The 26,633-nt window shown below is 42.4% G+C and carries 20 protein-coding genes; 1 reads left to right on the top strand and 19 read right to left on the bottom strand.

Annotated elements, in window-relative coordinates; genetic code table 11:
• Nucleotides 1-185 precede the first annotated feature (185 nt).
• The gene (locus ACORHV_RS00290; protein ID WP_000933125.1) at nt 186-416 is read left to right on the top strand and encodes a hypothetical protein; all 231 of its coding nucleotides are present in this window, start codon (nt 186-188) and stop codon (nt 414-416) included.
• A 44-nt stretch (nt 417-460) separates the two neighbouring features.
• Here the strand turns inward: ACORHV_RS00290 and ACORHV_RS00285 are convergent, their stop codons facing one another.
• The 19 genes from ACORHV_RS00285 to hpf form a co-directional block, all read right to left on the bottom strand.
• On the bottom strand, nt 461-1,234 hold the full coding sequence (locus tag ACORHV_RS00285) for an NUDIX domain-containing protein (RefSeq protein ID WP_000763399.1): 774 nt from the start codon (nt 1,232-1,234) through the stop codon (nt 461-463).
• 1 nt (nt 1,235) lies between these two features.
• Entirely contained in the window at nt 1,236-2,015 is a 780-nt protein-coding gene (pnuC, locus tag ACORHV_RS00280; protein WP_049479311.1) for a nicotinamide riboside transporter PnuC, read from the bottom strand.
• Between the two features lie 9 nt (nt 2,016-2,024).
• On the bottom strand, nt 2,025-3,083 hold the full coding sequence (locus ACORHV_RS00275; RefSeq protein WP_000730570.1) for an AAA family ATPase: 1,059 nt from the start codon (nt 3,081-3,083) through the stop codon (nt 2,025-2,027).
• A 146-nt stretch (nt 3,084-3,229) separates the two neighbouring features.
• Complete coding sequence (locus ACORHV_RS00270; protein ID WP_001109729.1) at nt 3,230-5,662, bottom strand: ATP-dependent Clp protease ATP-binding subunit; 2,433 nt, start codon at nt 5,660-5,662, stop codon at nt 3,230-3,232.
• Between the two features lies 1 nt (nt 5,663).
• The gene (locus tag ACORHV_RS00265) at nt 5,664-6,122 is read right to left on the bottom strand and encodes a CtsR family transcriptional regulator (RefSeq protein ID WP_001211257.1); all 459 of its coding nucleotides are present in this window, start codon (nt 6,120-6,122) and stop codon (nt 5,664-5,666) included.
• Between the two features lie 172 nt (nt 6,123-6,294).
• Nucleotides 6,295-10,107 carry a Spy0128 family protein gene (locus ACORHV_RS00260; protein ID WP_434398303.1) on the bottom strand — a complete coding sequence of 1,271 codons (3,813 nt, stop codon included), beginning with the start codon at nt 10,105-10,107 and terminating at the stop codon, nt 6,295-6,297.
• 204 nt (nt 10,108-10,311) lie between these two features.
• Nucleotides 10,312-11,040 carry an ABC transporter ATP-binding protein gene (locus tag ACORHV_RS00255; protein WP_000136211.1) on the bottom strand — a complete coding sequence of 243 codons (729 nt, stop codon included), beginning with the start codon at nt 11,038-11,040 and terminating at the stop codon, nt 10,312-10,314.
• Nucleotides 11,040-12,047 carry an ABC transporter substrate-binding protein gene (locus ACORHV_RS00250; protein ID WP_000754530.1) on the bottom strand — a complete coding sequence of 336 codons (1,008 nt, stop codon included), beginning with the start codon at nt 12,045-12,047 and terminating at the stop codon, nt 11,040-11,042. The genes ACORHV_RS00255 and ACORHV_RS00250 overlap by 1 nt, the downstream gene beginning before the upstream one ends.
• 36 nt (nt 12,048-12,083) lie before the next feature.
• Nucleotides 12,084-12,842: an ABC transporter permease gene (locus ACORHV_RS00245; protein ID WP_001245122.1), complete on the bottom strand. Its 759-nt coding sequence runs from the start codon at nt 12,840-12,842 to the stop codon at nt 12,084-12,086.
• Nucleotides 12,805-13,095: a thiamine-binding protein gene (locus ACORHV_RS00240; RefSeq protein ID WP_000647656.1), complete on the bottom strand. Its 291-nt coding sequence runs from the start codon at nt 13,093-13,095 to the stop codon at nt 12,805-12,807. Before ACORHV_RS00240 ends, ACORHV_RS00245 begins: the two co-directional genes overlap by 38 nt.
• Nucleotides 13,096-13,373: 278 nt before the next feature.
• Nucleotides 13,374-16,007, bottom strand: a complete 2,634-nt coding sequence (gene polA, locus ACORHV_RS00235) for a DNA polymerase I (RefSeq protein ID WP_000358445.1) — start codon at nt 16,005-16,007, stop codon at nt 13,374-13,376.
• A 129-nt stretch (nt 16,008-16,136) separates the two neighbouring features.
• Nucleotides 16,137-19,208, bottom strand: coding sequence for an SIALI-17 repeat-containing surface protein (locus ACORHV_RS00230; RefSeq protein ID WP_434398299.1), 3,072 nt, complete (start codon nt 19,206-19,208; stop codon nt 16,137-16,139).
• A gap of 117 nt (nt 19,209-19,325) precedes the next feature.
• Nucleotides 19,326-20,447, bottom strand: a complete 1,122-nt coding sequence (locus ACORHV_RS00225; RefSeq protein WP_434398297.1) for a CHAP domain-containing protein — start codon at nt 20,445-20,447, stop codon at nt 19,326-19,328.
• Nucleotides 20,448-20,546: 99 nt separating this feature from the next.
• Nucleotides 20,547-20,813 carry a Veg family protein gene (locus ACORHV_RS00220; protein WP_001278165.1) on the bottom strand — a complete coding sequence of 89 codons (267 nt, stop codon included), beginning with the start codon at nt 20,811-20,813 and terminating at the stop codon, nt 20,547-20,549.
• Nucleotide 20,814: 1 nt separating this feature from the next.
• Nucleotides 20,815-22,167 (bottom strand): replicative DNA helicase, encoded by a 1,353-nt coding sequence (dnaB, locus tag ACORHV_RS00215; RefSeq protein ID WP_000852476.1) that lies wholly within the window; start codon nt 22,165-22,167, stop codon nt 20,815-20,817.
• A 43-nt stretch (nt 22,168-22,210) separates the two neighbouring features.
• Nucleotides 22,211-22,663, bottom strand: coding sequence for a 50S ribosomal protein L9 (rplI, locus tag ACORHV_RS00210; protein WP_000864211.1), 453 nt, complete (start codon nt 22,661-22,663; stop codon nt 22,211-22,213).
• The gene (locus ACORHV_RS00205) at nt 22,660-24,633 is read right to left on the bottom strand and encodes a DHH family phosphoesterase (RefSeq protein WP_084881599.1); all 1,974 of its coding nucleotides are present in this window, start codon (nt 24,631-24,633) and stop codon (nt 22,660-22,662) included. The genes rplI and ACORHV_RS00205 overlap by 4 nt, the downstream gene beginning before the upstream one ends.
• Before the next feature lie 157 nt (nt 24,634-24,790).
• The gene (locus ACORHV_RS00200) at nt 24,791-25,969 is read right to left on the bottom strand and encodes an acetyl-CoA C-acetyltransferase (protein WP_434399055.1); all 1,179 of its coding nucleotides are present in this window, start codon (nt 25,967-25,969) and stop codon (nt 24,791-24,793) included.
• A gap of 81 nt (nt 25,970-26,050) precedes the next feature.
• Nucleotides 26,051-26,599 (bottom strand): ribosome hibernation-promoting factor, HPF/YfiA family, encoded by a 549-nt coding sequence (hpf, locus tag ACORHV_RS00195; protein ID WP_000599111.1) that lies wholly within the window; start codon nt 26,597-26,599, stop codon nt 26,051-26,053.
• Nucleotides 26,600-26,633 lie beyond the last annotated feature (34 nt).

Genomic DNA, 26,633 nt, shown 5'->3' with positions numbered 1-26,633 from the left:
CAACTATTTAGAGAAACTATTTTAAAAAATTTCTCTCTACTATTTCTATTCGTAATCGAAACGAAAAAATAGAAAATTTTTTAGATAAGAGTCCTATTTTTTACATCATCTTTGTGTAATCGCTTGCATTGTATTAGACAAAGGAATATAATAACATCGAAATAGAATATAGGAGGTGCACTCTTATGCTAAATAAGTATTACAAGTATCTTCCTTGGTTGATTTTGGGAGCTATTGGCTCTTATCAATCAGCCACTTACTATGCGCGAACTGCATTTGATGTCTTCTATCTGACTGCAATCTTTTTGATTGTTTATATCGCTTTGTTATTTTTACATGAGATCTATCTCAAGTATCGATACAAAGACTTCTTTACTCACATGTTGAGTAATCCTAAGAAAGATAGCCATTCATAAAAAATGATGATAAATAAAGAGGTCGGGAACTCTTCCCGACCTCTTTATTTCAATCGATAGGTTTTTCTTGGTTTCTTTTTGGGTACTCGTTTGAGTCCAACTTCTTCTACGTATTCGCCGTATTTTACGAGAAAGTTATTGCTGACAATTGGGCGACCGGGATTGATGAGATTGACCAGTTCAGTCCCTTCGTAGACAGTGAATTCCTCCTCCAGCAGATAGAGGAAGGTCGGATTCCAGTCGAGACGGCCTTGAATTCGTTTGATGGATTCTTGGATAATGGCATAATGGTCAAAGGCGAAGGCTTGCTCGTCCAGCTCCACTCCCTCTAGGAAACATTTGCCTGTCTGAAAATTGACATCTACAAAAACGACATCCTTGGCATCATCACCCGCCTGAACGAGGTCTAAGGCACGACTAGGTAGGTACACTAAGTGGGCAATGGTCACTGTCCAGCCCCGTGGATCACGACCGGGGGTCGATACCGTCATCAATTGCTCGATTTTCTCCAAAGGTAGATCGAGATTGACTTCTTCTCTCACCTCGCGCTGACAGGCATGCGCAGCATCTTCTCCCTTGTCCATAAAGCCTCCAACTAAGGCCAAACAGTTTTGATAAGGGTGGGCCTTGCGACGGATTAGCAAGAGTTTAATTTTTCCTTCGACAAAGCAGTAGGCTACCATATCCACTGTCACACTTGGTTTTTCATATTGAGGGAGTTCCTGCTTGTAGTACCAGTCTAAAAACTCCTCCTGACTGGCATGGATTTCATAATATTCTTTTTCCGTCATCCCGGCTGGAATCTTTATGTCTGCCATCTTATGCCTCCTTTCGAACTGCCTTGGTCCATTGGTACCATCCCACTAGACTATTGAGTGTGTAAACCCAGTACATCCCTTGGATGTGGATATTTTCACCCCACCAGAGATAAATACTAAAGAGATTGGTGGCAATCCAGAAAATCCATTGCTCACGGTAGAGACGTGTCATCAAAAGCTGACCAACGCCATTGGTCGCATCGGTAACACTATCACGGAAAGGGCGAGCACTATTGATACTTTGATAAGCCAAGCCCATACCAATCCAGATAATAGCAGTCAAGGCCAAGTACTTGAGCCAATCAAGAACAGATAATTTCTTAGCTTCAAAGTGGGATTCTTCTGGTTTTCCTTGGTCGTTGATACGATTGGACAACCAAGCATAGAGACCAATCGGCTGCATGACAAAGAAGTAAACGGTCGTCAAAACTTCTCCATAAAAAGTCGCGTTCATGGCCAAGATCAAGTAGATAGCAGAGTTAATGGCCCCAAAGAGATAATTGCTTGCACGCCCTTCTGCTACCAAGATAACACAGACAATACCAGTCCAAGATGCAAACAAGCTTAGCCAGTCATGACTTTCCGTATTTTGTGTGAATTCCAAGATCAAGGGAACACTTGACAAGGCGATGAGATACAACCACTGGAAAAGACTACGGCCGACAAAGAGATCTTTCCATAGCAAGCGCATGATTCCTGCAAAACCGATCTTGCGGGCTTCTGCATGGACATTTTTAAAGTTTTCGATAAATTGTGTGATTTTTTCAGTTAGCTTTTTCATATTTTTCTCCTAATCTGCTTGGTAAATGGCATCAATAGCCACTTTTGCTGCTTCATAATTGCCTAGATAATCCTCTGCTAGATAAACTAAAGGAATAGTCGTTAAGTATCTCTCCCTCATCTCATCCAAATGCTGGGAAAAACTGTAGCGAATGTGGTCCTCTGCCATGGTCATATCTCTAAATCCGTCATTGACATAGGAACCGATAGGTTGCACGAAGAGAATCAAGTCCCATTTTTCCTTGGCCAAGATCGAAACAAAGAGATTGTCAAAGGTTTCTCCTGATAAGTCCCCTTGGTCCTCAGTCTCCATGTAATAGTCATAGTAGCCCTTGGTTACCAAGGAGTTGGTATCGGCTATCACTAGGCCTCGATTGGCATTGCTGTCGATTAACTTGGAGGTCTGGTCATACTGTCCCAACAGGAGATAGTAGTAATCCTTTGGAGTCAATTCATCATCGCGGACATTGTTTTTGATCTGGTACTCACGCGCGTATTCCAGACTAACGGGCGCATCGTAATACCTTGCCAAATCCTTGGCCAGAGTGGTCTTCCCATTGCTAGCACTTCCCATAATCAACACTTTCTTTGTAAACTGACGACGGAAGGGTTGAGCGATGTATTTCCAATATTTGCTTGGATTTTCTCGAATCATAGTCGCTGAGATACCAAACTTTCTTTCTTGCAAGACAGTGCCAAATCCACGTTTAGCTAGCTCTTGCTGGTAGTCTGCTTCTCCTACAAAAAAAGTCAGTTCTTGCTGGGTTTCATCATAGGAAATCTCCGCTAACATCTGGTCCAACCACTCCTGCCAGCCCATAGGGTAACGGGGAAGATTGGTCTCATCCAGCTTGCAGACAGAGGTCAACTCGTCATCCCGAAAAGCCTCTCGGATATAGCGAAATCGTTTTTGAAGACTTAAACCTACCTGCTCACCTCGGTCTCCCTCGTAGCCTGAAACGACTACCCAGACCTGGTCACACTGACGCTTCGCTCGCTGGATCAGATCGATATGACCCTGATGAAGAGGGGCAAAGGTCCCAAATACCACTGCTGTTTTCTTTTTCATAAACGTTTTACCTTTTTATAGTTTTTGATATTTTTATTTTCTATGTTTTTATTATACACTATATTTTTGTTTTGTCAATAGTTTTTTATCATTTTTTATAAAAAAGTAGGAAAAAAAGAATCAGGACTGCTCCTGACTCTCCATTTTTAAGCAATATCAAATTTTAGTTGACCAGCTTTGACACCAATCTTGAGGGTCTTGCCTGCTACAAGTTCTCCCTTAAGGAGGAGTTCTGCCAACTTATCTTCCACTTCTGTTTGCAGGGTTCTGCGAAGTGGACGGGCTCCCATTTCTGGATTGTAACCGTGACTAGCTAGCAACTTCAGGGCTGAAGCTTGCAGTTTCAAGTCGATGCCTTTCTCTGCTAGGCTAGCAATCAATGGTTTAACCATAATCTTGACAATTTCCTGCATATGTTCGCTATCCAAGCTATGGAAGACTACCTTTTCATCAATACGGTTAATAAACTCTGGTCGATAAGTTTTTTTCAGCTCTTCAAAGATTCGTTTCTCCATATTTTCCTGGTCAAAACGAATGTCTTTAGCGCCAAAGCCGACCGTCTTGTCATCACGAAGAGCCGTCGCACCAAGGTTTGACGTCATGATGATAATGGTATTTGAAAAATCAACCTTGCGCCCCTTGCTATCTGTCAAGACACCGTCGTCCAAAACCTGCAAGAGGACATTAAAGATGTCTGGATGGGCCTTTTCTACCTCGTCAAAGAGAAGTACTGAGTAAGGTTTGTTGCGAACCTTCTCGGTCAACTCCCCACCTTCCTCGTAGCCCACATAGCCAGGAGGTGCTCCATTGAGACGGCTAGCCGCAAATTTCTCCATATACTCACTCATATCAAAGCGGATAAGGGCTGATTCGTCATCAAAGAGGACTTCTGCCAGAGCCTTGGCCAATTCGGTCTTACCGACTCCTGTCGGCCCTAGGAACATAAAGGAACCAATCGGACGCTTGTGACTACGAATACCTGACTGATTGCGACGAATGGCACGACTAATGCTTGAAACAGCTTGATCTTGGCCGATGACACGTTTGTGTAGTTCAGCCTCCAAATTCAGGTATTTCTTGGCATCCGTTTGCGTCAGTTTTTGGACTGGGATACCCGACAAGCGACTCAAGGTGGTCAAAATATCAGATTCTGTTACCAAGTCTTTATAGACAGGAACTTCCTCTTCTTTTGCGATTAGCTGGGCAGCTTGTTCCCACTTGCCATCCATCAGGGCCTTGTCAGCTGGAGTCAAGTCGGATTCGTCTGCTTTCACATGCTTGGATTTGTTTTGCACTGTTGCTGCCGCCTCATCTAAGAGGTCGATAGCAGAGTCTGGCAAGTGACGACTGGTCAAGTAACGATGCGCCATCTTGACAGCCGTTTCAACAGCTTCATCTGTGATTTGCACACGGTGGTGTTTCTCATAGGTGGCCTTCAAACCTTGCAAAATGGTCATACTGTCAGCTAGACTTGGCTCTTCAATCGTCACTTTGGCAAACCGACGAGAAAGGGCAGCATCTTTTTCGATGTGTTTCTGGTATTCTTCCTGAGTGGTGGCACCAACCGTTCTCAAAGTTCCACGAGCCAAGGCTGGCTTCAAGATATTGGCTGCATCCAGAGTCGAGTCAATACCGCTACCAGAACCCATGATGGTGTGGAGTTCATCGATAAAGAGGATGACTTTGCCATCTTCCTCGATATCCTTGATGATGTTGTTCATACGCTCTTCAAAGTCACCACGGAAACGTGTCCCTGCAACGACATTCATCAAATCAAGCTCTAGAACGCGCATCTTTGCCATTTCCGCAGGTACATCCCCACTGGCAATACGCTGGGCAAGTCCAAGTGCCAGAGCTGTTTTCCCGACACCCGCATCTCCAACCAAGACCGGATTGTTCTTGGTCTTTCGACTCAAAATCTGAATCATACGTGAGATTTCCTTGTCTCGACCGATAACTGGCTCTAACTTGCCAGAGCGCGCTTGCTCCGTCAGGTCATGCGTGTAGTCCTCGAGACCGCCACTTTGAGCTTGAGGCATGCCCATCATATTGGCCATGGAATTTTGCTTGTCAGTTACTGTGCGATGACGTTGACGCAAAGCCTTGAGATCTTCTCTAGTCCAGCCAGCACGTTCTTCTAGATTGCGACGAAGAGCAGCAATTCTGACCTGATCTTTCTGGTCTTCATAAGAAAAGCCTGCTCTCTCCAAGATGCGAGTTGCCAAGGCATTGCCGTCATGCAAAATCGCATAGAGGACATGCTCTGTCCCTAGCACCTTAGCATGGACCACTGAGGCCACATACTCTGCTTCTGCAAAGAGAACCTCCAAACGATGGGAAAAGGGCAATTCCGTAAAGGTTTCGTCCTGGCTATAGTCCGTTTCAGTCAGTTCCAACGCAACCTCTTCTAAACGGTCCATTTCATAAGGATAATCATTTAAAGTCGCACCTGCCACACTGTAACTGTGATTGGACATGGCAATCAATAAATGCCAAGACTCTAGGTAACGAGCTCCAAAATGGCTCGCAACCATGTAGGCACTTTCGATACATTCATTCAATGCTTTTGAATAGTTCATCTTACTTCTCTTTTCTATCTACCTCTTGCAATAGCTGTCGGAGCATATTGGCACGGACAACTGGGGATTCTTCCCCTAGGACACGATCTGTTGCTACAGAAGTCAGCAAGGTCATCTCTTGCTTGGTCATCAAGTCCTGCTCCACCAAAAGCTGGAGAATATCCTCATAAATCTCCTGACTAACTCGCTCTCCGATTGAATAAAGCAAATCGCGTAGCATCTCGTGATGATTGGAAAACTCAATACGCCCTATGCGAATGTAGCCTCCACCACCACGCTTGCTCTCAACTAAGTAACCTCTACTTTCCGTAAAGCGAGTCTTGATGACATAGTTGATCTGGCTCGGTACAACCTGGAAGGTATCTGCCAACTGGCTCCGCTGCAATTCCACGATACCAGACTGGTCTAAAATCGCCTTGATATAGGCTTCGATATGATCTGATGTATTTTTAAATCTCATAGTAAATCAAACTCCTTCTTTGAACCTTGACTATCTTTGACTATTATACCGAAATTTTTGATTTTTTTAAAGGAAAAGGAAGCAAGTTGTGCAGATTTATTATAAACTATCAAAAACAAAAAGATGGGACCGTAAAACGGTCACCATCATTTTGCTTTATTCAAAGTTAAGATTAGTCAACTTTTTTAGCACGGTATACAAGTCCTGCCAAAGCTGCAAGAACTAGACCAAGAATAGTAGAGAATGCTGTAAAGTCTGCTCCACCAGTGTTTGGCAAATCTCCCTTAGGTTGTTCACCCTTAGGACCTTCCTTAGGTTCTTCTTTTTTCGGTTCAGTATACGTGTTAGTGATTGTTGGGTTGTTACCTTCAACTGTTGTTACAAGTTGACCCGCACCATTATCTGTCACTGTTACTGTCACTTTGTAAGAATTCTCATCATATTTGATATTCTTATCGTCACCTTTTACTTCAGTAATAGTGTAAGTGTGCTCTCCTGCTTCTTTGTACTCAATTGCTGTGAAAGTAACAGTACCGTCTGCAGCGTTTGTAGCTGTCTCAACGACTTTGTCACCTTGTTTAAGTTCAAACTTAAATTGACCTTTTACAAGCTCTTTATCACCTTTCAAGACTTTCTTAGCTGAGAAAATTACTTGTGTTGAAGACGCAACATAAGTGTTGGTGAAGGTTGGGTTGTTGTCAGTTACAGTCGCAACAAGTTTGCCTGCACCGTTATCAACAACTTTAACAGTCACTTTATGTGTAGCAGTGTCATATGTCACACCTGCTTCGCTACCTGCTTTTTCAGAGATAGTATAAGTGTGCTCACCAGCTTCTTTGTACTCAATACCTGCGAAAGCAACTGTACCGTCTACAGCGTTTGTCGCTGTTCCGATTACTTTGTCACCTTCTTTAAGTTCAAACTCATATTTACCAGCTTCTAGAGCTTTACCATTCAAGACTTTCTTAGCCGTGATGTTAACAGTTGTTGAAGCTGCTTTGTAAGTGTTTGTGAAGGTTGGGTTGTTGTCAGTTACAGTCGCAACAAGTTGACCTTGTCCGTTATCAACAACTGCTACCTTAACTTCGTGTTTAGCAGTATCGTATGTCACACCTGCTTCGCTACCTGCTTTTTCAGTGATAGTGTATGTGTGGTTACCTGCTGCTGCGTATTCGATAGCTTCGAAAGTCACAGTACCGTCGGCAGCGTTTTTAGCTGTCGCAACGACTTTGTCACCTTCTTTAAGTTCAAACTCGTATTTACCAGCTTCTAGAGCTTTACCATTCAAGACTTTAGTAGCCGTGATAGTAGCTGTTGTTGAAGTTGCTTTATAAGTGTTGGTGAAGGTTGGATTGTTACCTGTAACAGCTGCAACAAGTTGACCTTGCCCGTTATCTGTAACGTTTACTGTCACTTCATGTTTAGCAGTGTCGTATGTCACACCTGCTTCGCTACCTGCTTTTTCAGTGATAGTGTATGTGTGGTTGCCTGCTGCTGCGTACTTGATATCTTCGAAAGTCACAGTACCGTCGGCAGCGTTTTTAGCTGTCGCAACGACTTCGTCACCTTCTTTAAGTTCGAATTCGTATTTACCAGCTTCAAGGGCCTTACCATCCAAGACTTTAGTAGCTGTGATCGTTGCACTTGTTTTAGCTGCTTTATAAGTGTTGGTGAAGGTTGGATTGTTGTCTTTTACATCTGCAACAAGTTTTCCTTGTCCATTATCTGTAACTTTTACTGTTACATTGTGAGTAGATTTATCGTAAGTTACACCTGCTTCGCTACCTTCTTTTTCAGTGATAGTGTAAGTGTGGTCACCTGCTGCTGCGTACTTGATAGCTTCGAAAGTAACAGAACCGTCTGCAGCGTTTTTGGCTGTTGCGACGACTTCGTCACCTTCTTTAAGTTCGAATTCGTATTTACCAGCTTCTAGAGCTTTACCTTCCAAGACTTTAGTAGCCTTGATAGTAGCCTTTGTTTCAGCGGCTTTATAAGTGTTAGTGAAGACACGTTCTGCATTCGCATTTTCTACAGTCGCAACCAATTGACCTTGACCGTTATCTACTACATTCACTTTAACTGTGTAAGATTCAGTTGAGTAAGTCACACCTGACTCTGTTCCTGCTTTTTCAGTGATAGTGTAAGTGTGCTCGCCCGCTTCTGTGTAGTTGACGTTGAAGACAACTTCGCCTGAAGCAGCGTTCTTAGCAGTAGCTATAACTTTATCTGTATCTTTTTCTTTCAATTCGAAAGTATAAGCATCAGCTACAAGCTCTTTATTACCTGCAATCTTCTTAGTTGCTTTGATTGTCGCATTTGTTGGAGCTGCTTTATAAGTGTTAGTGAAAGTAAGGTTTTCAGCACCTGTTGGAGTTGCAACAAGTTGACCTTGGCCGTTATCTTTAACGACTACTGTTACTTCATAAGCATTTGGATCGTATTCAACTCCGGCTACATCACCTGCTTTTTCAGAGATAGTGTATGTATAAGTTTTTTCTTCTGTGAGCGTAAGTTTTGGGAATTGAATCTTACCGTTTGCATCGTTTTTAGCTGTCGCAACGACCTTGTCACTTTCTTTTTCTTTCAACTCAAATTCAAATTGGTCAGCCTCAATAGCTTTACCCTTCAACACTTTCTTAGCTTCAAGTTGAAGTTTTGCTTCTTTAGCCGCGTATGAGTTTGTAAATTCTTTCTTAGAATCTTCAAATTTGACGCTCGCTAATTTTTCACCCAAAACATCTTCTACTGTTACAGTCGCTTTAAGGACATTCGCATCATAAGTGTATCCAGGTTTGTTATCATTAACTTCTTTAATGGTATAGTTAAAAGTTCCTGCTTCTTTGTATTTGATTGCCTCGAACTTCACTTTACCATTCTCATCATTTTTGACAGTTTGTAAAACACTACCTTTGTCATCTAGAAGTTGGAAACTAAATGCATCTTTTTCAAGAGTTTTACCTTCAAGTTTCTTAGTTACTTCTAAAGCTACCTCATCCGATTTGGCGCCTCCACCAATACCATCTGTTGTGGTAATTGGTGCAAAACCTTCAAAATCAATCGGTTGAGCTTCCTCGTTTGTAGTTACCGACACGTTATTTAGTACACGTTTAGTAACTTGGTCAACTGGTTTAGTCAAACGAGTACGGTATAGGATGAACAAACCTTTATGATCAAGAGTTCCATCACCGTTAGGTGTAATTGAGAAATGGTTCTTATCTGTTACTTGGACATGAGCACTATCCAATTTTGTTCTTCCGTAACCATTTTCCCAGTCTGGGAAGTAGTAACCAGTGATTTCACTTGCAAGAACTTGCCCATCTGGAATAGTATCTTGGATATTAACACCAGTGTAAGATTTTGCATAGCGGTTAACACGGATACGCCAGTTTACATAGTTAGGATCGTCTGAGTCTTGAACTCCCCATTTAGTAAATCCAGTTGGGTCAACGTCTGGAACGATACGAGTCAAATGGTAAACTCCTGCACCAGGAATGTTGATTTCATATTCCTTGTTCTTTTCAACATGGTCTGCCCATACCACAGTAAATGATGCAACAATTTGTTTGTTCTCATTAAACTTCTTAAAGTACTCTTCGTTTGTTACTGTAATCTTAGCAGTATTCGTTGCCTTCTCTGTTGTCAGTTTTGCAATCGTTTCACCGTTCGGAGCTTTCAAATCTGTACTAGAATCTACTTCGATTTTGAACTCATTTGGAACGTGATAAACCATGAAATCACCGTTATTCAGAGTTACATTGTCTGGGAATGCGTAAGTTGTTTTAAGATAGAACTTACCTTCTCCATATTTGGCATGATCGACTAATCGGTTCGTATTAATCGTCGGCTCTGTAGTCAAAGTGTACTCTGATTCAGTTTTTTCGGCAGCACTAACTACTCCATTAAGTCTTAGTGCAGGCAAAAAGACCGACACAACCAGTAGCAAGGCCATCAAGCAACGAAAGAGTTTACTAGTTCTCTTTTTCACCACATTATCCTCCTTATTGTCTATAATGGTTCAATTATATTATACAGGTCTATAACAGTATGTCAACTATAATGTGCTAATTTTTATATTAACTTATCAGATAGATGGATAAGTCAGCCAATCCCACGTCCGCATAAGCTTTGAAACAATTAAATCCAAGCAGGGTTCTTGCTTGGACTTAATATATAATATTGTTCTAAGAATCTAAGTATTTAATCCCAATTCCGCTAAGATTTGACGTTTATAGGCAATTTTTTGGACTTCCTTGTCTTCGCTCTGGAACCAATCTAGTTTGACTTCAGAAACAATCTGTCCCGGCCGATTTTTTAGAATGTAGATACGGTCGCTGAGATTGAGGGCCTCTTCAATACTATGCGTGATGATGAGGGTCGTCAGCTGCAACTGCTTATGAATCTCCAGATACCAAGCGTGGAGTTCCATCTTGGTCATCTCGTCCAAGGCGCTAAAAGCCTCATCTAAAAGAAAGAGCTTGTGTCCAAAAAGATAGGTCCGAAGCAAGGCTACACGCTGGCGCATCCCTCCGCTGAGTTCGTGAGGATACTTATCCCGTACGTTTGTCAGCTGGAAGGTCGCAAGGATGTCATCCGCTCGGGCAATGGCTTCCGTCTTATCAACCTTTTGAATCAAGAGGGGCAGGATGATATTGCCAAGCACCGTTTTGTGCTCCAAGAGGAGATCCTTTTGCAACATATAACTCACGCGCCCCTTGGGATTCTCCTCCCCATCAAGGACAATTCTACCTGACTGGACTTCTAAAATTCCTGCAATCAGGTTAAAGAGGGTAGTCTTGCCTACACCACTGGGACCTAGGATAGAGACTACTTCACCCGAAGTCACCTGCAGGTTGATATCCTCTAAAATCTTCTCCTCGCCATAGGCATAGCTTACGTGTTCTAGTCTAATTTCTGTCATTATTTTACAAATTCGTTGGTGAAGCCTTTGTCTGTCAAGTCTTCTTTTAGGATACCATTTTCTTTATCCCATTTGTAGAAGGCATTCCAGCGTTCTGCGTCAAATTGTCCCCATTTTCCCTTTTCGCTTGCGTATTCTTTTGACAAGTATTTTTGAGATTCGATGACAAAGTCACGTTTTTCTTTGAGTTCAGGTGCATTCTTGATGAGGATATCTGCAGCTTCTTCTGGGTGTTCCATAGCGTATTGGTAGCCTTTTTTGATAGCTTGGATAACTTTACGAGCTTCTTCTTTATTGTCTTTGAGATAGTCGTTGTTTGCGATGATAACTGGTGAGTAGTAGTCAAACTCTTTCACATAGTCTTTCAAGTACATGAAGTTGGCGTCTACACCTTGAGATTTGGCAAGGATACCGTCCCAACCGTAGTAGATCCAAGCAGTATCAAAGACACCATTGGCAATTGGTGTAATCGAGTTTGAGTCGTTGTTTGGTACTTTTTCGACCTTCTCAAAGTCTCCACCTTGAGATTCTACCAAGGTTTTCAACATAGCTAGTTCCGTTGGGTCATTCCAAGTTCCGTATTTCTTACCAACCAAGTCCTTTGGACTGCTGACATTGTCCGATTTACGTGAGATGATTCCTGATGTATTGTGTTCTACGATAGCGGCAACGGCAGTAATCCCTGCTCCTTTTTCTAATTTCTTAGCCATGTAGTCTTGGAAATAGATAGCAAATGGTGCCTTGCCATTGATCACCAAGTCAGATGAGCTTTCTTCTGGCGGCAATTTCAAGTCAACATCTACTCCAGCTTCTTCGAAATAGCCTTTCTCCTTGGCTACATAAAGTCCAGTGTGGTTAGTGTTTGGTGTCCAGTCTAGGATAAAGTCAATCTTCTTGACTTCTGCTTCTTTGTTGTCCTTAGAAGCAGTTCCTTGGCCACAAGCCACAAGCACGACAGCTACAAGAGCTGTTACAATCGTTAAAAACACTTTCCATGTCTTTTTCATGTTATTTCCTCTTTTCTTTTTCAAAAACGCTCTATTTTAAGGACGTTTCCATTTAATCACATATTTTTCACTGATATCGACCAGCTTCATACCTAGAAGACTGATAATCGACACCAAAATAATAATCGCAAACATGGTATCATACTGAAACAGTTTCTTGGACTGAATCATATAAACACCAAGTCCTTCAAAGCCTCCCAACCACTCAGATACCACTGTCGTGATAAAGGCGTAGGAGACACTGACCCTCAAGCCTGCATAAAAGTAAGGCAGACTAACCGGGATTTTAAAATGCCACAGGATTTGCCAAGGATTTGCTCGCATCAGACTAAACAAGGTCAGCATATCCTTGTCACAGTGCCTAAATCCATCCAAAATACTGACGATGATAGGGAAGGTTGTCGTCAGGATTATCAAGACAATCTTAGGCAAAATTCCATAGCCTAGCCACAAGACCAGGATAGGAGCTATAGCAATGGTCGGAATGGTCTGGACAACCACCATCATAGGGTAGATAAGATCATTGAGCCAAGTCAGACTGTCCATAAGCACCGCCATGATACAGGCAATCAAGACTCCCAAGACTAGACCTAGCAAAGCCACTCTCAAAGTCGCCCAACTATGGTGCCAGAGAAATTCTCTGTCACGAACAAAGGACTGGAGAATTTCAAGAGGAGTTGGCAGGATAAACTTGGGTAAAAGTTTGAATATTCCCGCTAACTGCCAGATTGACAAGACTCCTAGAAAACCAAATAGACTAATGTGACGTCTCAGTATACTTTTCAAGTTTCTCATCAATACTTAAAATCTCTCCTACATTTATTTTGACATTGGCAAAGACATTATCTGCCTCTTGCCCAGCCACTTCAAGCGCTTCTTTGAGAATACGCATGAGCTCATCAAACTCTCCTTCCAAAACCGTTTCAAAGGGTGTCACCACCATGGTCACGGACTGAGCTTGCAGATAAGCAATAACCTGATCGATAATAGCAATTCGATCAATCCCCTGTGATAGGGGAAAGACTTGCAAGGCAATGCTTGCTTTCATAAAATCCTCCTCTTCTCGGCTTTCCTTTTGAACAAAAAGAAAAACCTTTGCCATATATGGAAAAGGTGCAGAATTCGGCTAAGTATCGTTCCCTACGCTGGCATTACCCAGATCAGGTGCGGTCGAAGTTTAACACTTCCTCTCAGACTGTACACAGACTCCCATATCTTATATGGAAATATAGTAACGCAAATACAAGGAAAAGTCAAGGAAACTGCTTACAGAAAACTATGAAAAAGAGTTTGAAGACAAATGCTTCAAACTCTTTCATAACTTTCTTATTTAGCTTCGTACCAAGTTGCTCCTTCATTCTCATCAGCAATGAGTGGGACACTAAGCTGGATGGCTTCTTCCATGGTTTGTTTCACTAGAGTTTTAACGGCTGCTAGTTCTGATTTTGGAACCTCAAGGACGATTTCATCATGCACTTGCAAGAGCATCTTGGTCTGATAACCACCCTCAACTAGAGCTTTGTCTAGCTGAATCATAGCAATCTTGAGAATATCCGCCGCCGAACCCTGGATAGGAGAGTTAATAGCAGTTCGCTCTGCAAAACCACGAATGTTAAAGTTGCGCGAATTGATATCTGGTAACTCACGACGACGCTTGAAGAGGGTCTCTACATAGCCCTTATCACGCGCTTCACGTACCACTTCTTCCATATAGTTTTTGATTCCAGGAAAACGTTCAAAGTAAGTGTCAATGTAGGCTTTGGCCTTCTTACGACTAATACCAAGATTGTTTGCCAAACCAAAATCTGAAATCCCGTAAACCACTCCAAAGTTTACCGCCTTGGCATTACGACGGTCGTTTGGAGTCACATCTTCAGGACGTTCAATGCCAAAGACCCGCATGGCCGTTGAAGTATGGATGTCAGCTCCTTCTTGGAAAGCCTTAATTAAGTGCTCATCTTTAGAAATATGAGCCAAAACGCGCAATTCAATCTGTGAATAGTCCGAGCTGAGCAACACACTATCCTCCCACTCAGGGACAAAAGCTTTACGAATGAGACGGCCTTGTTCCAAACGCACAGGAATATTTTGCAAGTTTGGATCCACACTAGACAGACGCCCAGTCTGAGTCAAATCCTGCACATAGCGCGTGTGGATCTTGCCATCATCCAAAATCCAGTCTTGCAAACCAATCACATAAGTGGATTGAATCTTAGCAATCTGACGGTAGTCGAGGATTTTTTTAACAATCGGAGCAATAGGAGCTAGACGCTCTAGCACATCCACGGCCGTCGAGTAACCTGTCTTGGTTTTCTTAGTGTACTCTAGAGGAAGACCGAGTTTTTCAAAGAGAAGCACACCCAACTGCTTAGGAGAATTGATATTAAACTCTTCACCAGCTAGCTCATAAATCTCTTGGGTAAGTTGCTCAATGACGACCTCATTTTCAGCCTGCATCTCAAGTAGGGTTTCTTTTTTGACCTTGATACCAGCAATTTCCATCTTAGCAAGGACAAAAGCCAGAGGTTGCTCCATATCATAGAGGAGATCTAACTGTCCATGTTCACTGAGTTTTTCGAGTAAAACCGGCTCTGTTTCAACCAATACTGCAACCTTGCGAGCCAAATGCTCCAAGAATTTCTCTCTCTCAGGGATAGCTTTCTTGACACCCTTACCGTAGAAAGTCTCATCATCGACCAAGTATGTTTGACCGTAGAGATTCGCAATGGTTGAAATTTCATTATTCTCGACAGTAGAGAGAAGGTATTTGGCCAAGCGACTGTCAAAAGCAGGGGCCTGCAAGTTCAAGCCCAAGCGATTTAAAAGAACCTTCGCTTTCTTAAAGTCATACACTTTCAGAGGTGTTTTTTCTAGAAAATTCTTGAGAATAGGCTCCTGTAAAAGCTCAAGTTTATCTGTAGCGTAAAGTTTATCCCCACAAGACCAAGCAAAACCAACCAAGTCATCTGTATGGTAGTTCTCACCAAAGAGTTCAAAGTGGAAGATAGAGTCTGCGCTCAGCATGTCTTGACTGACTTGGTCAACGATGGCGAAATCCAAGCTTTCAGGCGCATCCGTTGATGACACATTTAGAGCTTGTTTGAGCTGTTTGAAACCCATCTCATCGTAGAATTTCCCGAGATTTTCCACATCTGGGCCATTATAGACCAAATCATCTAGTCCAATCTCAATTGGTGCCTGAGTTTCAATGGTCGCTAGTGTTTTAGATAAAAAGGCTTGTTCCTTATCATTGATGAGATTTTCCTTCATCTTAGAAGCCTTCATCCCATCGATATGTTCATAAATACCCTCTAGCGATCCGTGTTCTAGCAAGAGCTTGATGCCCGTCTTTTCACCAATCTTAGTAACACCAGGGATATTATCAGACTTATCCCCCATCAGGGCCTTGAGGTCTATAAACTGAGCTGGTGTGAGGCCCATTTTTTCCATAAGATAGCCTGGCGTAAAGGCCTCAAACTCAGCCACACCTTTCTTAGAAATCTCGACTACCGTATGCTCATCCGTCAACTGGATCAAATCCTTATCTCCGCTAACGATAGTCACATCGAAGGAATCCTTCTCAGCCAAACGGCCCAGAGTCCCGATGATATCATCCGCTTCATACTGGGCCAACTCATAATGGCGAATCCCAAGATGGTCTAACAACTCACGAATGAAGGGAAATTGCTCACGAAACTCATCTGGAGTTTTAGCACGGCCACCCTTGTAGTCTGCATACATCTCTGTTCGGAAAGTCGTCTTACCTGCATCAAAGGCTACCAAAACATGACTGGGCTCAACCCGCTCTAAGACATGATTCAACATGAGTTGAAAGCCATAGATTGCATTGGTATGAAGGCCATTAGCATTTTTAAACCGATCCAACTGCTGATAAAGCGCAAAAAAAGCTCGAAAAGCAACTGAAGATCCATCAATTAATAATAATTTTTTCTTGTCCATACACCCATTATAAAGGAAAGCAAGGAAAAATACCATCGGAAAGAGCTGAAAAACTTGGACTTATCCCTATTTCACCATAAAAAAGAAAAGGACTATTCAAATCCTTTTCTTTTATTGATTTCATGCGATTTATTTATTAAATTTTCTCTTTGCAAATGGTAGCAAACCAAGAAGGAGACCAATAAATCCTAGCGATGGGACTGCTGAGGTGTCTTGGCTTCCTGTATTTGGAAGGAGTTGCTCATCTGTTGCTGCAGGCGCTTTGTAGGTACGATCTTGTTCTGTTCCAAGAGTAGGGTTTGTAGCCAAAGGATCTACACTACCAGTGTATTCTGGAACTTCATTTACTGCAGGTTCAATCTTTTCAGCATAGGCTGGAATAGTAGCCACTGCCGGAGCACCACTTTCTCCATAAACTGGGACATTCGCTACTGCCGGAGCACCGCTTTCTGCATAGGCTGGAACACTCGCTACTGCTGGGGCACCACTTTCTCCATAAACTGGGACATTCGCTACTGCCGGAGCACCGCTTTCTGCATAGGCTGGAACACTCGCTACTGCCGGAGCACCGCTTTCTGCATAGGCTGGAACACTCGCTACTACCGGAGCACCGCTTTCTGCATAGGCTGGAACACTCGCTACTGCCGGAGCACCGCTTTCTGCATAGGCTGGAACACTCGCTACTACCGGAGCACCGCTTTCTCCATAAATTGGAACATTCGCTACTGCTGGAGCACCGTTTTCTCCATAAACTGGGACATTCGCTACTGCTGGAGTACCGCTTTCCCCATAGGCTGGGAGTTCATTTACAGCAGCTTCTACCGCATTTGCACCTTTGTTGTATTCTGGCAACTCTGCAGTTGCAGCTTCTACTGCGTTCACCCCGCCTGTAAAGTCTTCAATTTCAAGAACAGCTGACATAACACTACTTAGAGTCTTAATAGCAACCTCATAGTCTGCTAAAGCTTGTTGCAAGTCTTTTACTTGACTATTCTTGTCACCAGAAACTTTTAAACTTGATAATTGCGCTTTAATCTTAGCAACTTGCTCTTCTAATTTACTTAGCTCAAGTTTTTTCGCATTACTATTTTCTTCCGCTGCTTCCTTGTCCGCTGCAGCGAGTTTAGCTTGGTCTTGGCTTGAGAAATCTTCTTGGCTCATTGCTTCGGCCGGTGTCACCTGATCGCTGTCTTCTGCCAAGAAATCATCTAACAAGTCAGATGCTTCAATATCTCCATCTTCGATAGCTTTCAAGATGCCGTCCTTGCCAATCACTTCTTTAGCCGCCTTAATCGCTGCTTCCTTATCAGTGATAGTGGCATCCTTGGTGATGTCGTCGATGGTCTCTTTTTCAATTTTTTCTAGGGTAGCGATTAAATCTGAGCGAACTTTTGCTGCTTCTTCCGCTGCTTCCTTGTCCGCTGCAGCGAGTTTAGCTTGGTTTTGGCTTGAAAGTTGAGATTGAGTTTTTGCTTCGGCTGGTGTTACCTGATCGCTGTCTTCTGCCAAGAAATCTGCCAGTAAGTCGGACGCTTCGATATCGCCTTCTTCGATAGCTTTCAAGATAGTATCCTTGCCAATCACTTCTTTAGCTGCCTTGATCGCTGCTTCCTTATCAGTGATAGTGGCATCCTTGGTGATGTCGTCGATGGTTGATTTTTCGATACCTTCAAGAGTTGTCAACAATTCGCTGTGAGCTTTTTCTTCCGCAGCTTGCTTAGCTTCTTCCTCTTTCTTGGCTTCCTCAGCTGCTTCCTTGTCCGCTGCAGCCAGTTTAGCTTGGTCTTGACTTGAGAAATCTTCTTGGCGCGTCGCTTCGGCTGGTGTCACCTGATCGCTGTCTTCTGCCAAGAAATCTGCCAGTAAGTCGGACGCTTCGATATCGCCATCTTCGATAGCTTTCAAGATAGCATCCTTGCCAATCACTTCTTTAGCTGCCTTGATCGCTGCTTCCTTATCAGTGATAGTAGCATCCTTGTTGATGTCATCGATAGTTGATTTTTCGATTTTTTCTAGGGTAGCGATTAAATCTGAGCGAACTTTTGCTGCTTCTTCCGCCGCTTCCTTGTCCGCTGCAGCGAGTTTAGCTTGGTCTTGGCTTGAGAAATCTTCTTGGCTCATCGCTTCGGCCGGTGTCACCTGATCGCTGTCTTCTGCCAAGAAATCATCTAACAAGTCAGATGCTTCAATATCTCCATCTTCGATAGCTTTCAAGATGCCGTCCTTGCCAATCACTTCTTTAGCCGCCTTAATCGCTGCTTCCTTATCAGTGATAGTGGCATCCTTGTTGATGTCATCTATGGTTGATTTTTCAATTTTTTCTAAGGTAGCGATTAGATCTGAGCGAACTTTGGCTGCATCAACCTGAGCCTCTTTATCAGCTTCATCTAACTTAGCTTGGTCTTCATCTGTGAATTCTGATACAGGTTCAGCTACTGTTTTATGCTCGCTCGTATCTGCTGGCCAGTCTACAATAACATCACCAATCTCCAAATCCTCATCTGCGATAGCCTTCAAAAGGTCTTCTTTACCGATCTCTTCTTTGGCTTCTTTGATGGCCGTTTCTTTATCGGTGATTGAAGCGTCTTTTTTAATATCTTCAATTACAGCATTTTCAAGAGATTCTAGGGCTTGAACCAGAGCATCCGTCGCTTGAGAAACTTGTTCTTTGGCATCTTTTTCAGCATGGTCTAGTAGAGTCTTCTCCTCAGTAGATAATTTTTTATTAGTTTGAATCTCAGGGCCTGTTACCACAGCCTTATCTTCTGCACCTTCTGGCAATTCAGCGATGATATTATCTAAGCTAAGCTCTCCAGACTCAAGAGTATCTGAAATATACATCTTACCGATATATTCCTTCACAGCTTCAGCTGCCTCCTCTTTGTCCTCAATTGCTTCCTTATCCTTAATATCACTAATAGCCTGTTCCTCAAGTTCATCCAAAGCCTTCATCAACTCTTCTTTGGTCATCTTAGCTGAATTTGTCGCACCAGGATTAGCTGGACTAGCGTTTTCTGATCCCTTTTCAGTTTGAGCACCGCTCTCCCCTTCTGTTCCAGCTTGTGGTTGTGCAGGAACAACTGCCTGCTCTTCTGTTTTCCCTTCATCTGCCTTAACTACTGAAGGCTGTGAAACGAGTACACTAGCACCCAATACAGCTGCACTTGCTAAACTTGTTAAAATAACTTTCTTCTTGTCCATTAGACAATGCCCCTCTTATAGTTTTTTAATATTATTATATTATACTACTTAATGAACGTCAACTAATTCGATATCCATTTTAAAATTTTATGAACAAGAAGAAAGCTTGGATGATGTTTAAGAAACACTTCCTATTCTTACCCCATTTCTGTCTAGTCTGTAGCCATCAATAATCGTATTAACAGCTAAGGCTCCCGAAGCATCGACATAGTAATGTTTCCCCGAGACTTGGAACCATTGACTAGCTTTCATCCGGCCAGATTCCTCTAAGTAATACCAAGTTCCCTTGTCTTTAAGCCAGCCCGTCTGCATCTCACCCGAAGCCTTTAGATAATACCAGTGAGAGCCATCCTTAATCCAGCCAGTTGACATGGCCCCATTTTCTTTTAAATGATACCAACTGCCATTTATTTTCTTCCAACCAGTTGCGAGTTTCCCGTTCTCACGGTAATTCCAACTCCCTCCTTCTTTTTTCCAGCCTTTTTCTGTATTGCTTAGCTCTGCATACTGCACATATCTTCTAGAACCGCTATAAGACAAATAACCGAGCCACTTATAACCATCCTTTTCAAGAACTTGATCATAACTCACACTCTCACCAGCATAATAGTAGTCAATAACTTGTCCTGTGCTTGCTGGCTGGTCCATAATTGGCAATTTCCCCGTGAACACTATTGTCCCACTGGACGGAAGCTCTGAGCTACGAGCACCCTCACTCGCACCATGGCTAGCGGATAAATCCTTGAAATGAATAAAACCCGTCATCGAACTAGCCTTGACTTTTCGACGGTTATACTTTTCTCGAACCCCATAGTTATACTCTTCGATTTCAATCGTATCCCCTGATACATTTGATACCCAGGCCACGTGCCCATAATATCCTTCTGTCGACCAAGCAATAGCCCCAACTTCTGGCTTAGTATCCACACGGTAGCCTTCTCGCCTTGCACGATGTCCCCATTCATTCGCATTTCCGTAGGCAGGAGGAATCTCAAAGCCATTTACACTACTCAAACGAAAGGCCGCAAAAGAGGTACACTGGCGAGAATACATCCGCCACTGATCGATTTCAACACTACCATTTTTGTAGTGAAGCGGATAGTCATCTCCACGCGCTACACTATCGGCCTGAACCGATTCTCCACCAAACAAAAAGGTACTTGTAACAAACAAAGTAGCCAGCCCTAAACCCAACTGAGTATATCTACTCTTCTTAACTCCTGATTTAAAAAACGTCATTCATTCTCCTTAATAATATAAATTTCCGAGGTTACCCTCGTTTATACTATTCGGGAGAAAAAGAAAAAAGTGAGCAAAGCTCACTTCATTTTAGGATTCTTAGTCTAGATAGCGAATCAAGTTCTTTTCTGTCAAGATATCTGAGTAGGTGAAGGATTCAACATAGACATTGGCTTGTTTGTCTCCTTCAACATCCCCAAATTCAACGATAAATAAAGATGGATAAACCTCAATTAACTTACCCAGTCTGTTTTTTTGGCGCTTACGGCCATTCTCCAAAGTCATTTCAACGACTTGTCCCTCATGCGCCTTGATCTCTTCTTTGATTTTTTTCATCTTGGCTACATCTGTAAATGCATCTGACATCTTATGCCTCCCTCTTTGAGATACTTGAAAATTTATTGTATTCTTTTTGGAAAATCAATTCCACCGTTCCACGAGCTCCACTACGGTTTTTCTCGATGATAACCTCAACCTTGTTATTTGGAATTCCTTCCTCTTCTTCACCCGCACGATCGTAGTAGTCGTCACGGTACAGAAAGGCTACGATATCCGCATCCTGCTCGATAGAACCCGATTCACGAATATCAGACAAGACTGGTCTCTTATCCTGACGCTGTTCCACTCCACGAGATAACTGACTAAGAGCAATGACTGGAACCTTTAGCTCCTTAGCTAGAATTTTTAACTGACGAGAAATTTCAGAGACTTCTTGTTGGCGGTTCTCACGACCAGTACCTGTGATAAGCTGTAGGTAGTCGATCAAAATCAAGCCTAGATTGCCTGTTTCTTGAGCCAGTTTACGTGAACGCGAACGAATTTCCGTGATCCGAATCCCTGGTGTATCATCGATATAGATACTCGCGTTGGCTAGGTTCCCTTGAGCAATGGTATATTTTTGCCACTCCTCATCAGTCAATTGACCCGTACGGATAGAATGGGACTCCACCAAGCCTTCGGCCGCCAACATACGGTCTACTAGACTTTCCGCACCCATTTCCAGCGAAAAGATAGCAACCGTCTTGTCCAACTTAGTCCCAATGTTCTGAGCAATGTTCAAAGCAAAGGCCGTCTTACCAACTGCTGGTCGCGCCGCTAGAATAATTAATTCCTCCTCATGGAGACCTGTCGTCATATGGTCCAAATCACGGTAACCCGTTGCAATACCAGTGATATCCGTTGTTTGTTGTGACCGAACTTCTAGGTTCCCAAAGTTGATATTTAGAATATCTCGGATGTTCTTGAACCCACTACGATTGGCGTTTTCGCTAACATCAATGAGTCCCTTTTCAGCCTGAGCGATGATTTCATCTGCAGGCTTAGAAGCCTCATAGGCTTGGTTGACAGACTCTGTCAACTTGGAAATCAAGCGACGTAGCATAGCCTTTTCCGCTACAATTTTAGCATAATATTCCGCATTCGCTGAAGTTGGTACTGAGTTGACAATTTCAACAAGATAAGACAAGCCACCAATATTTTGGAGATCCCCTTGGCTATCCAAAATCGTCCGAACCGTCGTCGCATCAATCGCTTCCCCACGATCCGACAAATCTACCATCGCTTGGAAAATCAACCGATGAGCATACTTAAAGAAGTCACGAGAATCAATGTATTCTCGGACAAAAACGAGCTTACTCTCATCTATAAAAATAGCTCCCAGAACAGATTGTTCTGCTAAAATATCCTGAGGTTGAACTCGCAGTTCCTCTACTTCTGCCATCCAACTTTCCTTCCTTTTACAATCTTGTCAAGAAGTTGTAAACTTAACCTTCTTTTACACGAAGATTGATGACACTTGTAACATCTTGATAGATCTTCACTGGTACATCAATCAAACCTACTGCTCGAATTGGTGCTTGCACTTGAATATTGCGTTTGTCAATCTTAATACCAAACTGCTTTTGCAATTCTTCTGCAATTTTCTTGTTAGTGATAGAGCCAAATGTACGGCCATCTGGTCCAACCTTTTCAACAAACTCTACAACAGTTTCTTCTGCTTCAAGCTTAGCCTTGATAGCCTTTGCTTCAGCAATCATCTCTGCATGAGCTTTTTCTTCAGATTTTTGTTTTCCACGCAACTCACCCACTGCTTGAGCAGTCGCTTCCTTGGCCAAATTCTTTTTAATCAGGAAGTTTTGAGCATAGCCAGTTGGCACTTCCTTGATTTCGCCTTTCTTCCCTTTTCCTTTAACATCTGCTAAAAAGATTACTTTCATTCTTCTTTCTCCTTTTCCTTTAGTTCTTCCAAGATTAGTTGAGTCAATTTTTCTCCTGCTTCCGACAAACTCATATCCTCGATTTGCGCGGCAGCTAGATTAAAGTGACCTCCACCACCCAGCTCTTCCATAATGCGTTGCACATTGATTTTACTACGACTTCGAGCCGAGATGGAGATAAATCCTTGTGTATTTTTTGCCAGAACGAAACTAGCCTCAATACCAGACATAGCCAACATAGCATCAGCAGCCTTACTGATAACAACTGTGTCATAAGACATTGAGTCCTTAGCTTGGGCAATCAAGATATCTGAACCTAACTTACGACCTTGTAAAATGAGTTCATTTACCTCACGGTACTCTTCAAAATCTGTCGCAGCAATCTCCTGGATAGCAATACTGTCACTTCCCCGTGTTCTCAAATAGCTAGCCACATCAAAGGTTCGGCTCGTCACGCGAGATGTGAAATTCTTGGTATCCAGCATCATACCAGCCATCAAAACACTGGCCTGCATACGACTCAAACGATTCTTCTTAGAATTTTGGAACTGAATCAATTCTGTGACCAGCTCACTGGCACTACTTGCCCCACTTTCAATATAGGTGATGACTGCATTATTAGGGAAATCCTGATCACGTCTATGATGGTCAATAACAATAGTTTGAGTGAACAAATCATAAAAATCTTTTGACAAGGTCAAAGCCGTCTTGGAATGATCCACCAGAATCAATAATGAACGGTTTGTAACTAGCTTCATCGCATCTGTAAGAGATAAAAGTTTCGTGACATCTTCCTTCTTCAAGAACTGAATAGCACGTTCGATATCTGCTGGCATATGGTCTGCATCGTAGACAGCATAACTGTTCTCAATAATATTACTTGCAAACAACTGCATACCAACAGCAGAGCCTAAAGCATCCATATCTAGATTTTTATGACCGACTACAAAAACTTGGTCAACACTTCGAATCTTATCAGAAATGGCTGTCATCATGGCTCTCGTACGTGTACGAGTACGTTTGATAGATGCAGCAGTTCCTCCACCAAAGTAGACTGGATTCTTGGTTTCGTTATTTTCCTTGACCACCACCTGGTCACCACCGCGAACTTCTGCTAAGTTCAAGTTGAGCAAGGCAATTTTCCCTATTTCTTCATGGTTTCCATCACCATAAGAAAATCCCATACTTAGGGTTAGGGCTAGTTGCCTCTGTTTTGATTCTTCTCGGAAAGTATCAATAACAGAGAATTTGTCATTCATCAATTCCTCTAGTACCGTGTAATCTGTGAATACATAAAAACGATCCATCCCCACACGGCGAGAAAACATAGCATACTTACTAGCAAATTCTGAAACAAAATTGGCTACAAAACTATTGATATGACTGATATCAGAGTCAGATGTCGCATCCTCCAAATCATCATAGTTATCTACCGAGATGACTCCAATGACTGGACGACTAGTTACCAATTCGACAGTTGCTTCGTACTCCCCAGAAACATCAAAGAAATACAAGACACCCGAAGCCTTGTCCATATGAACAGCATATCGTGTTTCGCCCAAGGTAGCATACGAACCAGGATTCCCAACAGAAGCCTTGATAATGGTTTGAATTAACTCAACATCAATTTCGCCTTCTTCAGTAGTCAAAATCAGCTCAGCATAGGGATTGAACCATTCCACTTCTCCGCTTGATAAGTCTAATTTCAGGACTCCCACCGGCATTTGATCAAGCAAAGTACTCAAGCTATTTTCAGCTTGGTGATTTACATATTGGATTTGTTCAATTTCGCTCTTTTCATACTGTTTTTTTTGCCAAACGAATAAAAGCAAATAAAGCAGTACAAATAAAAACAAAATAGTGATTGTTACAGCAAGATTATGTGAAAAAATAATCAGCAAAGTTAAGATTCCGAAAGTTGCAAGTCCTAGCAAGACCGCAGAAAACGGGATTAAATTATTTTTTTTCATTCTAAACCTCTTGCGCATTATTATATCACAAAAACCCTTAAAAAGCGACCTTTTAAAAGATGCAAGCCCTTCTTTCATGATTGATTTCTTCTAACCTCGGACACAAAAAGAGGAGGGAATCATCACCCTCCTATCCACGCGTTCAGATCACTAACACCTAACGTTCCACGATAAGGGCAGTCCCCATCCCTCCTCCAATACAGAGAGTTGCTAACCCAGTTTTAGCATCACGTTTCATCATCTCATGTAGCAGCGTTACTAGGATACGGCAACCGGAAGCCCCAATTGGGTGACCAAGAGCAATGGCGCCACCATTGACGTTGACAATATCTGTGTTAAAGCCAAGTGTTTTCCCAACCACACAAGCCTGGGCAGCAAAGGCTTCATTTGACTCAATCAAGTCGAGATCTTCAACTGTCAAATTGCCTTTTTCAAGAGCCTTGCGAGTCGCATATATCGGTCCACATCCCATCATCTTAGGATCCAAACCTGCACTTGCATACGAACGAATGCGGGCAATCACTGAAAGTCCTAATTCTTCTGCTTTTTCAGCACTCATGACCAAGACAGCTGCTGCTCCATCATTGATACCTGAAGCATTTCCCGCTGTAACAGAACCTTCTTTTTTGAAAACAGGACCTAGCTTAGACAAACTCTCCAAGCTAGCATCTTTTCTAGGATATTCATCTGTATCAAAGATGATAGGATCGCCTTTGCGTTGAGGGATGACAACTGGCACAATCTCTTCTTTAAAGCGTCCAGATTCTATAGCCGCCACTGCTCGTTTTTGTGACTCTAAAGCAAGAGCATCTTGCTCTTCTCGACTGATACCATATTCTTCAGCCACATTTTCAGCTGTAATCCCCATATGGTATTCATTAAAGGCATCAGACAAACCGTCCTTAATCATGGTATCTACCACTTTTGAATCTCCCATACGGCCACCCCAACGGAAACTTGGCAAAACGTATGGCGCCTGACTCATGTTTTCTGCACCACCAGCTACAATAATATCTGCATCGTCACATCGAATCGCTTGAGCAGCCAACTGCACTGCCTTCAAACCGGAACCACAAACCTTATTGATGGTATAGGCTGGTGTAGATTCCGGAAGTCCCGCATGAACGCTCATTTGACGAGCTACGTTTTGACCTAAACCTGCGCCTAGGACATTCCCCATAATCACTTCGTCTACCTGCTCTGGTTTGACATTGGCTTTTTCCAAAGCACTCTTAATAACCAAAGCTCCCAAATCAACAGCTGAAACATTCTTCAAACTTCCTCCAAAGGAGCCTATTGGAGTTCGCACTGCTGAAACAATCACCACGTCTTTCATAACTGCCCCCATTTATACCTTTTATAATAATGCAATACAAAAGTGGTTTACACTGGTGTAAACCACTTTAAAAATTCTATTTTATGATTCTTTCACTTCTAACAAACCAACTTCTCCATCTTCACGGCGATACAAAACATTAGTTGTTTGATCTTCTACATCTACATAGATAAAGAAATCATGTCCCAATAAATCCATTTGGAGAAGAGCTTCTTCTAAATCCATTGGCTTTAAATCAATTTGTTTTGAACGAACGACTTTTGGTTGCACAACATTTGCATCTTCAACTAGAGCATCTGTAAAGAGTTGACTTGTTGCAACTTTATTTTTATTTTTACGTTCGATTTTAGTTTTATTTTTACGAATCTGACGTTCAATTTTATCTGTCACAAGATCGATAGAACCATACATATCTTGAGAAATATCTTCAGCACGAAGAGTGATAGATCCAAGTGGAATTGTTACTTCAACCTTTGCTGTTTTTTCACGGTAAACTTTCAAGTTCACACGTGCATCCAACTCCTGCTCAGGTTGAAAATACTTTTCGATCTTTTCGAGTTTAGAAACTACATAATCACGAATTGCTTCTGTTACTTCTAGGTTTTCACCACGGATACTATATTTAATCATATAAGTACCTTCTTTCTAAACATTTTTGTTTTTC

This window comes from Streptococcus sp. KHUD_016 (assembly GCF_051106465.1).
In the GTDB taxonomy this organism is placed as follows: Bacteria; Bacillota; Bacilli; order Lactobacillales; family Streptococcaceae; genus Streptococcus.
This window is presented reverse-complemented; position numbering and strand designations above follow the sequence as displayed.

Bases quoted from the DNA above. Each gene is read 5' to 3' on its own strand.
- ACORHV_RS00225 (WP_434398297.1), bottom strand. From the start codon at position 20,447: ATGACGTTTTTTAAATCAGGAGTTAAGAAGAGTAGATATACTCAGTTG.
- ACORHV_RS00265 (WP_001211257.1), bottom strand. From the start codon at position 6,122: ATGAGATTTAAAAATACATCAGATCATATCGAAGCCTATATCAAGGCG.
- ACORHV_RS00240 (WP_000647656.1), bottom strand. From the start codon at position 13,095: ATGAAAGCAAGCATTGCCTTGCAAGTCTTTCCCCTATCACAGGGGATT.
- ACORHV_RS00255 (WP_000136211.1), bottom strand. From the start codon at position 11,040: ATGACAGAAATTAGACTAGAACACGTAAGCTATGCCTATGGCGAGGAG.
- ACORHV_RS00230 (WP_434398299.1), bottom strand. From the start codon at position 19,208: ATGGACAAGAAGAAAGTTATTTTAACAAGTTTAGCAAGTGCAGCTGTA.
- pnuC (WP_049479311.1), bottom strand. From the start codon at position 2,015: ATGAAAAAGCTAACTGAAAAAATCACACAATTTATCGAAAACTTTAAA.
- ACORHV_RS00245 (WP_001245122.1), bottom strand. From the start codon at position 12,842: ATGAGAAACTTGAAAAGTATACTGAGACGTCACATTAGTCTATTTGGT.
- hpf (WP_000599111.1), bottom strand. From the start codon at position 26,599: ATGATTAAATATAGTATCCGTGGTGAAAACCTAGAAGTAACAGAAGCA.
- ACORHV_RS00270 (WP_001109729.1), bottom strand. From the start codon at position 5,662: ATGAACTATTCAAAAGCATTGAATGAATGTATCGAAAGTGCCTACATG.
- ACORHV_RS00205 (WP_084881599.1), bottom strand. From the start codon at position 24,633: ATGAAAAAAAATAATTTAATCCCGTTTTCTGCGGTCTTGCTAGGACTT.
- ACORHV_RS00290 (WP_000933125.1), top strand. From the start codon at position 186: ATGCTAAATAAGTATTACAAGTATCTTCCTTGGTTGATTTTGGGAGCT.
- ACORHV_RS00220 (WP_001278165.1), bottom strand. From the start codon at position 20,813: ATGTCAGATGCATTTACAGATGTAGCCAAGATGAAAAAAATCAAAGAA.
- ACORHV_RS00250 (WP_000754530.1), bottom strand. From the start codon at position 12,047: ATGAAAAAGACATGGAAAGTGTTTTTAACGATTGTAACAGCTCTTGTA.
- dnaB (WP_000852476.1), bottom strand. From the start codon at position 22,167: ATGGCAGAAGTAGAGGAACTGCGAGTTCAACCTCAGGATATTTTAGCA.
- ACORHV_RS00275 (WP_000730570.1), bottom strand. From the start codon at position 3,083: ATGAAAAAGAAAACAGCAGTGGTATTTGGGACCTTTGCCCCTCTTCAT.
- ACORHV_RS00285 (WP_000763399.1), bottom strand. From the start codon at position 1,234: ATGGCAGACATAAAGATTCCAGCCGGGATGACGGAAAAAGAATATTAT.
- ACORHV_RS00200 (WP_434399055.1), bottom strand. From the start codon at position 25,969: ATGAAAGACGTGGTGATTGTTTCAGCAGTGCGAACTCCAATAGGCTCC.
- polA (WP_000358445.1), bottom strand. From the start codon at position 16,007: ATGGACAAGAAAAAATTATTATTAATTGATGGATCTTCAGTTGCTTTT.
- rplI (WP_000864211.1), bottom strand. From the start codon at position 22,663: ATGAAAGTAATCTTTTTAGCAGATGTTAAAGGAAAAGGGAAGAAAGGC.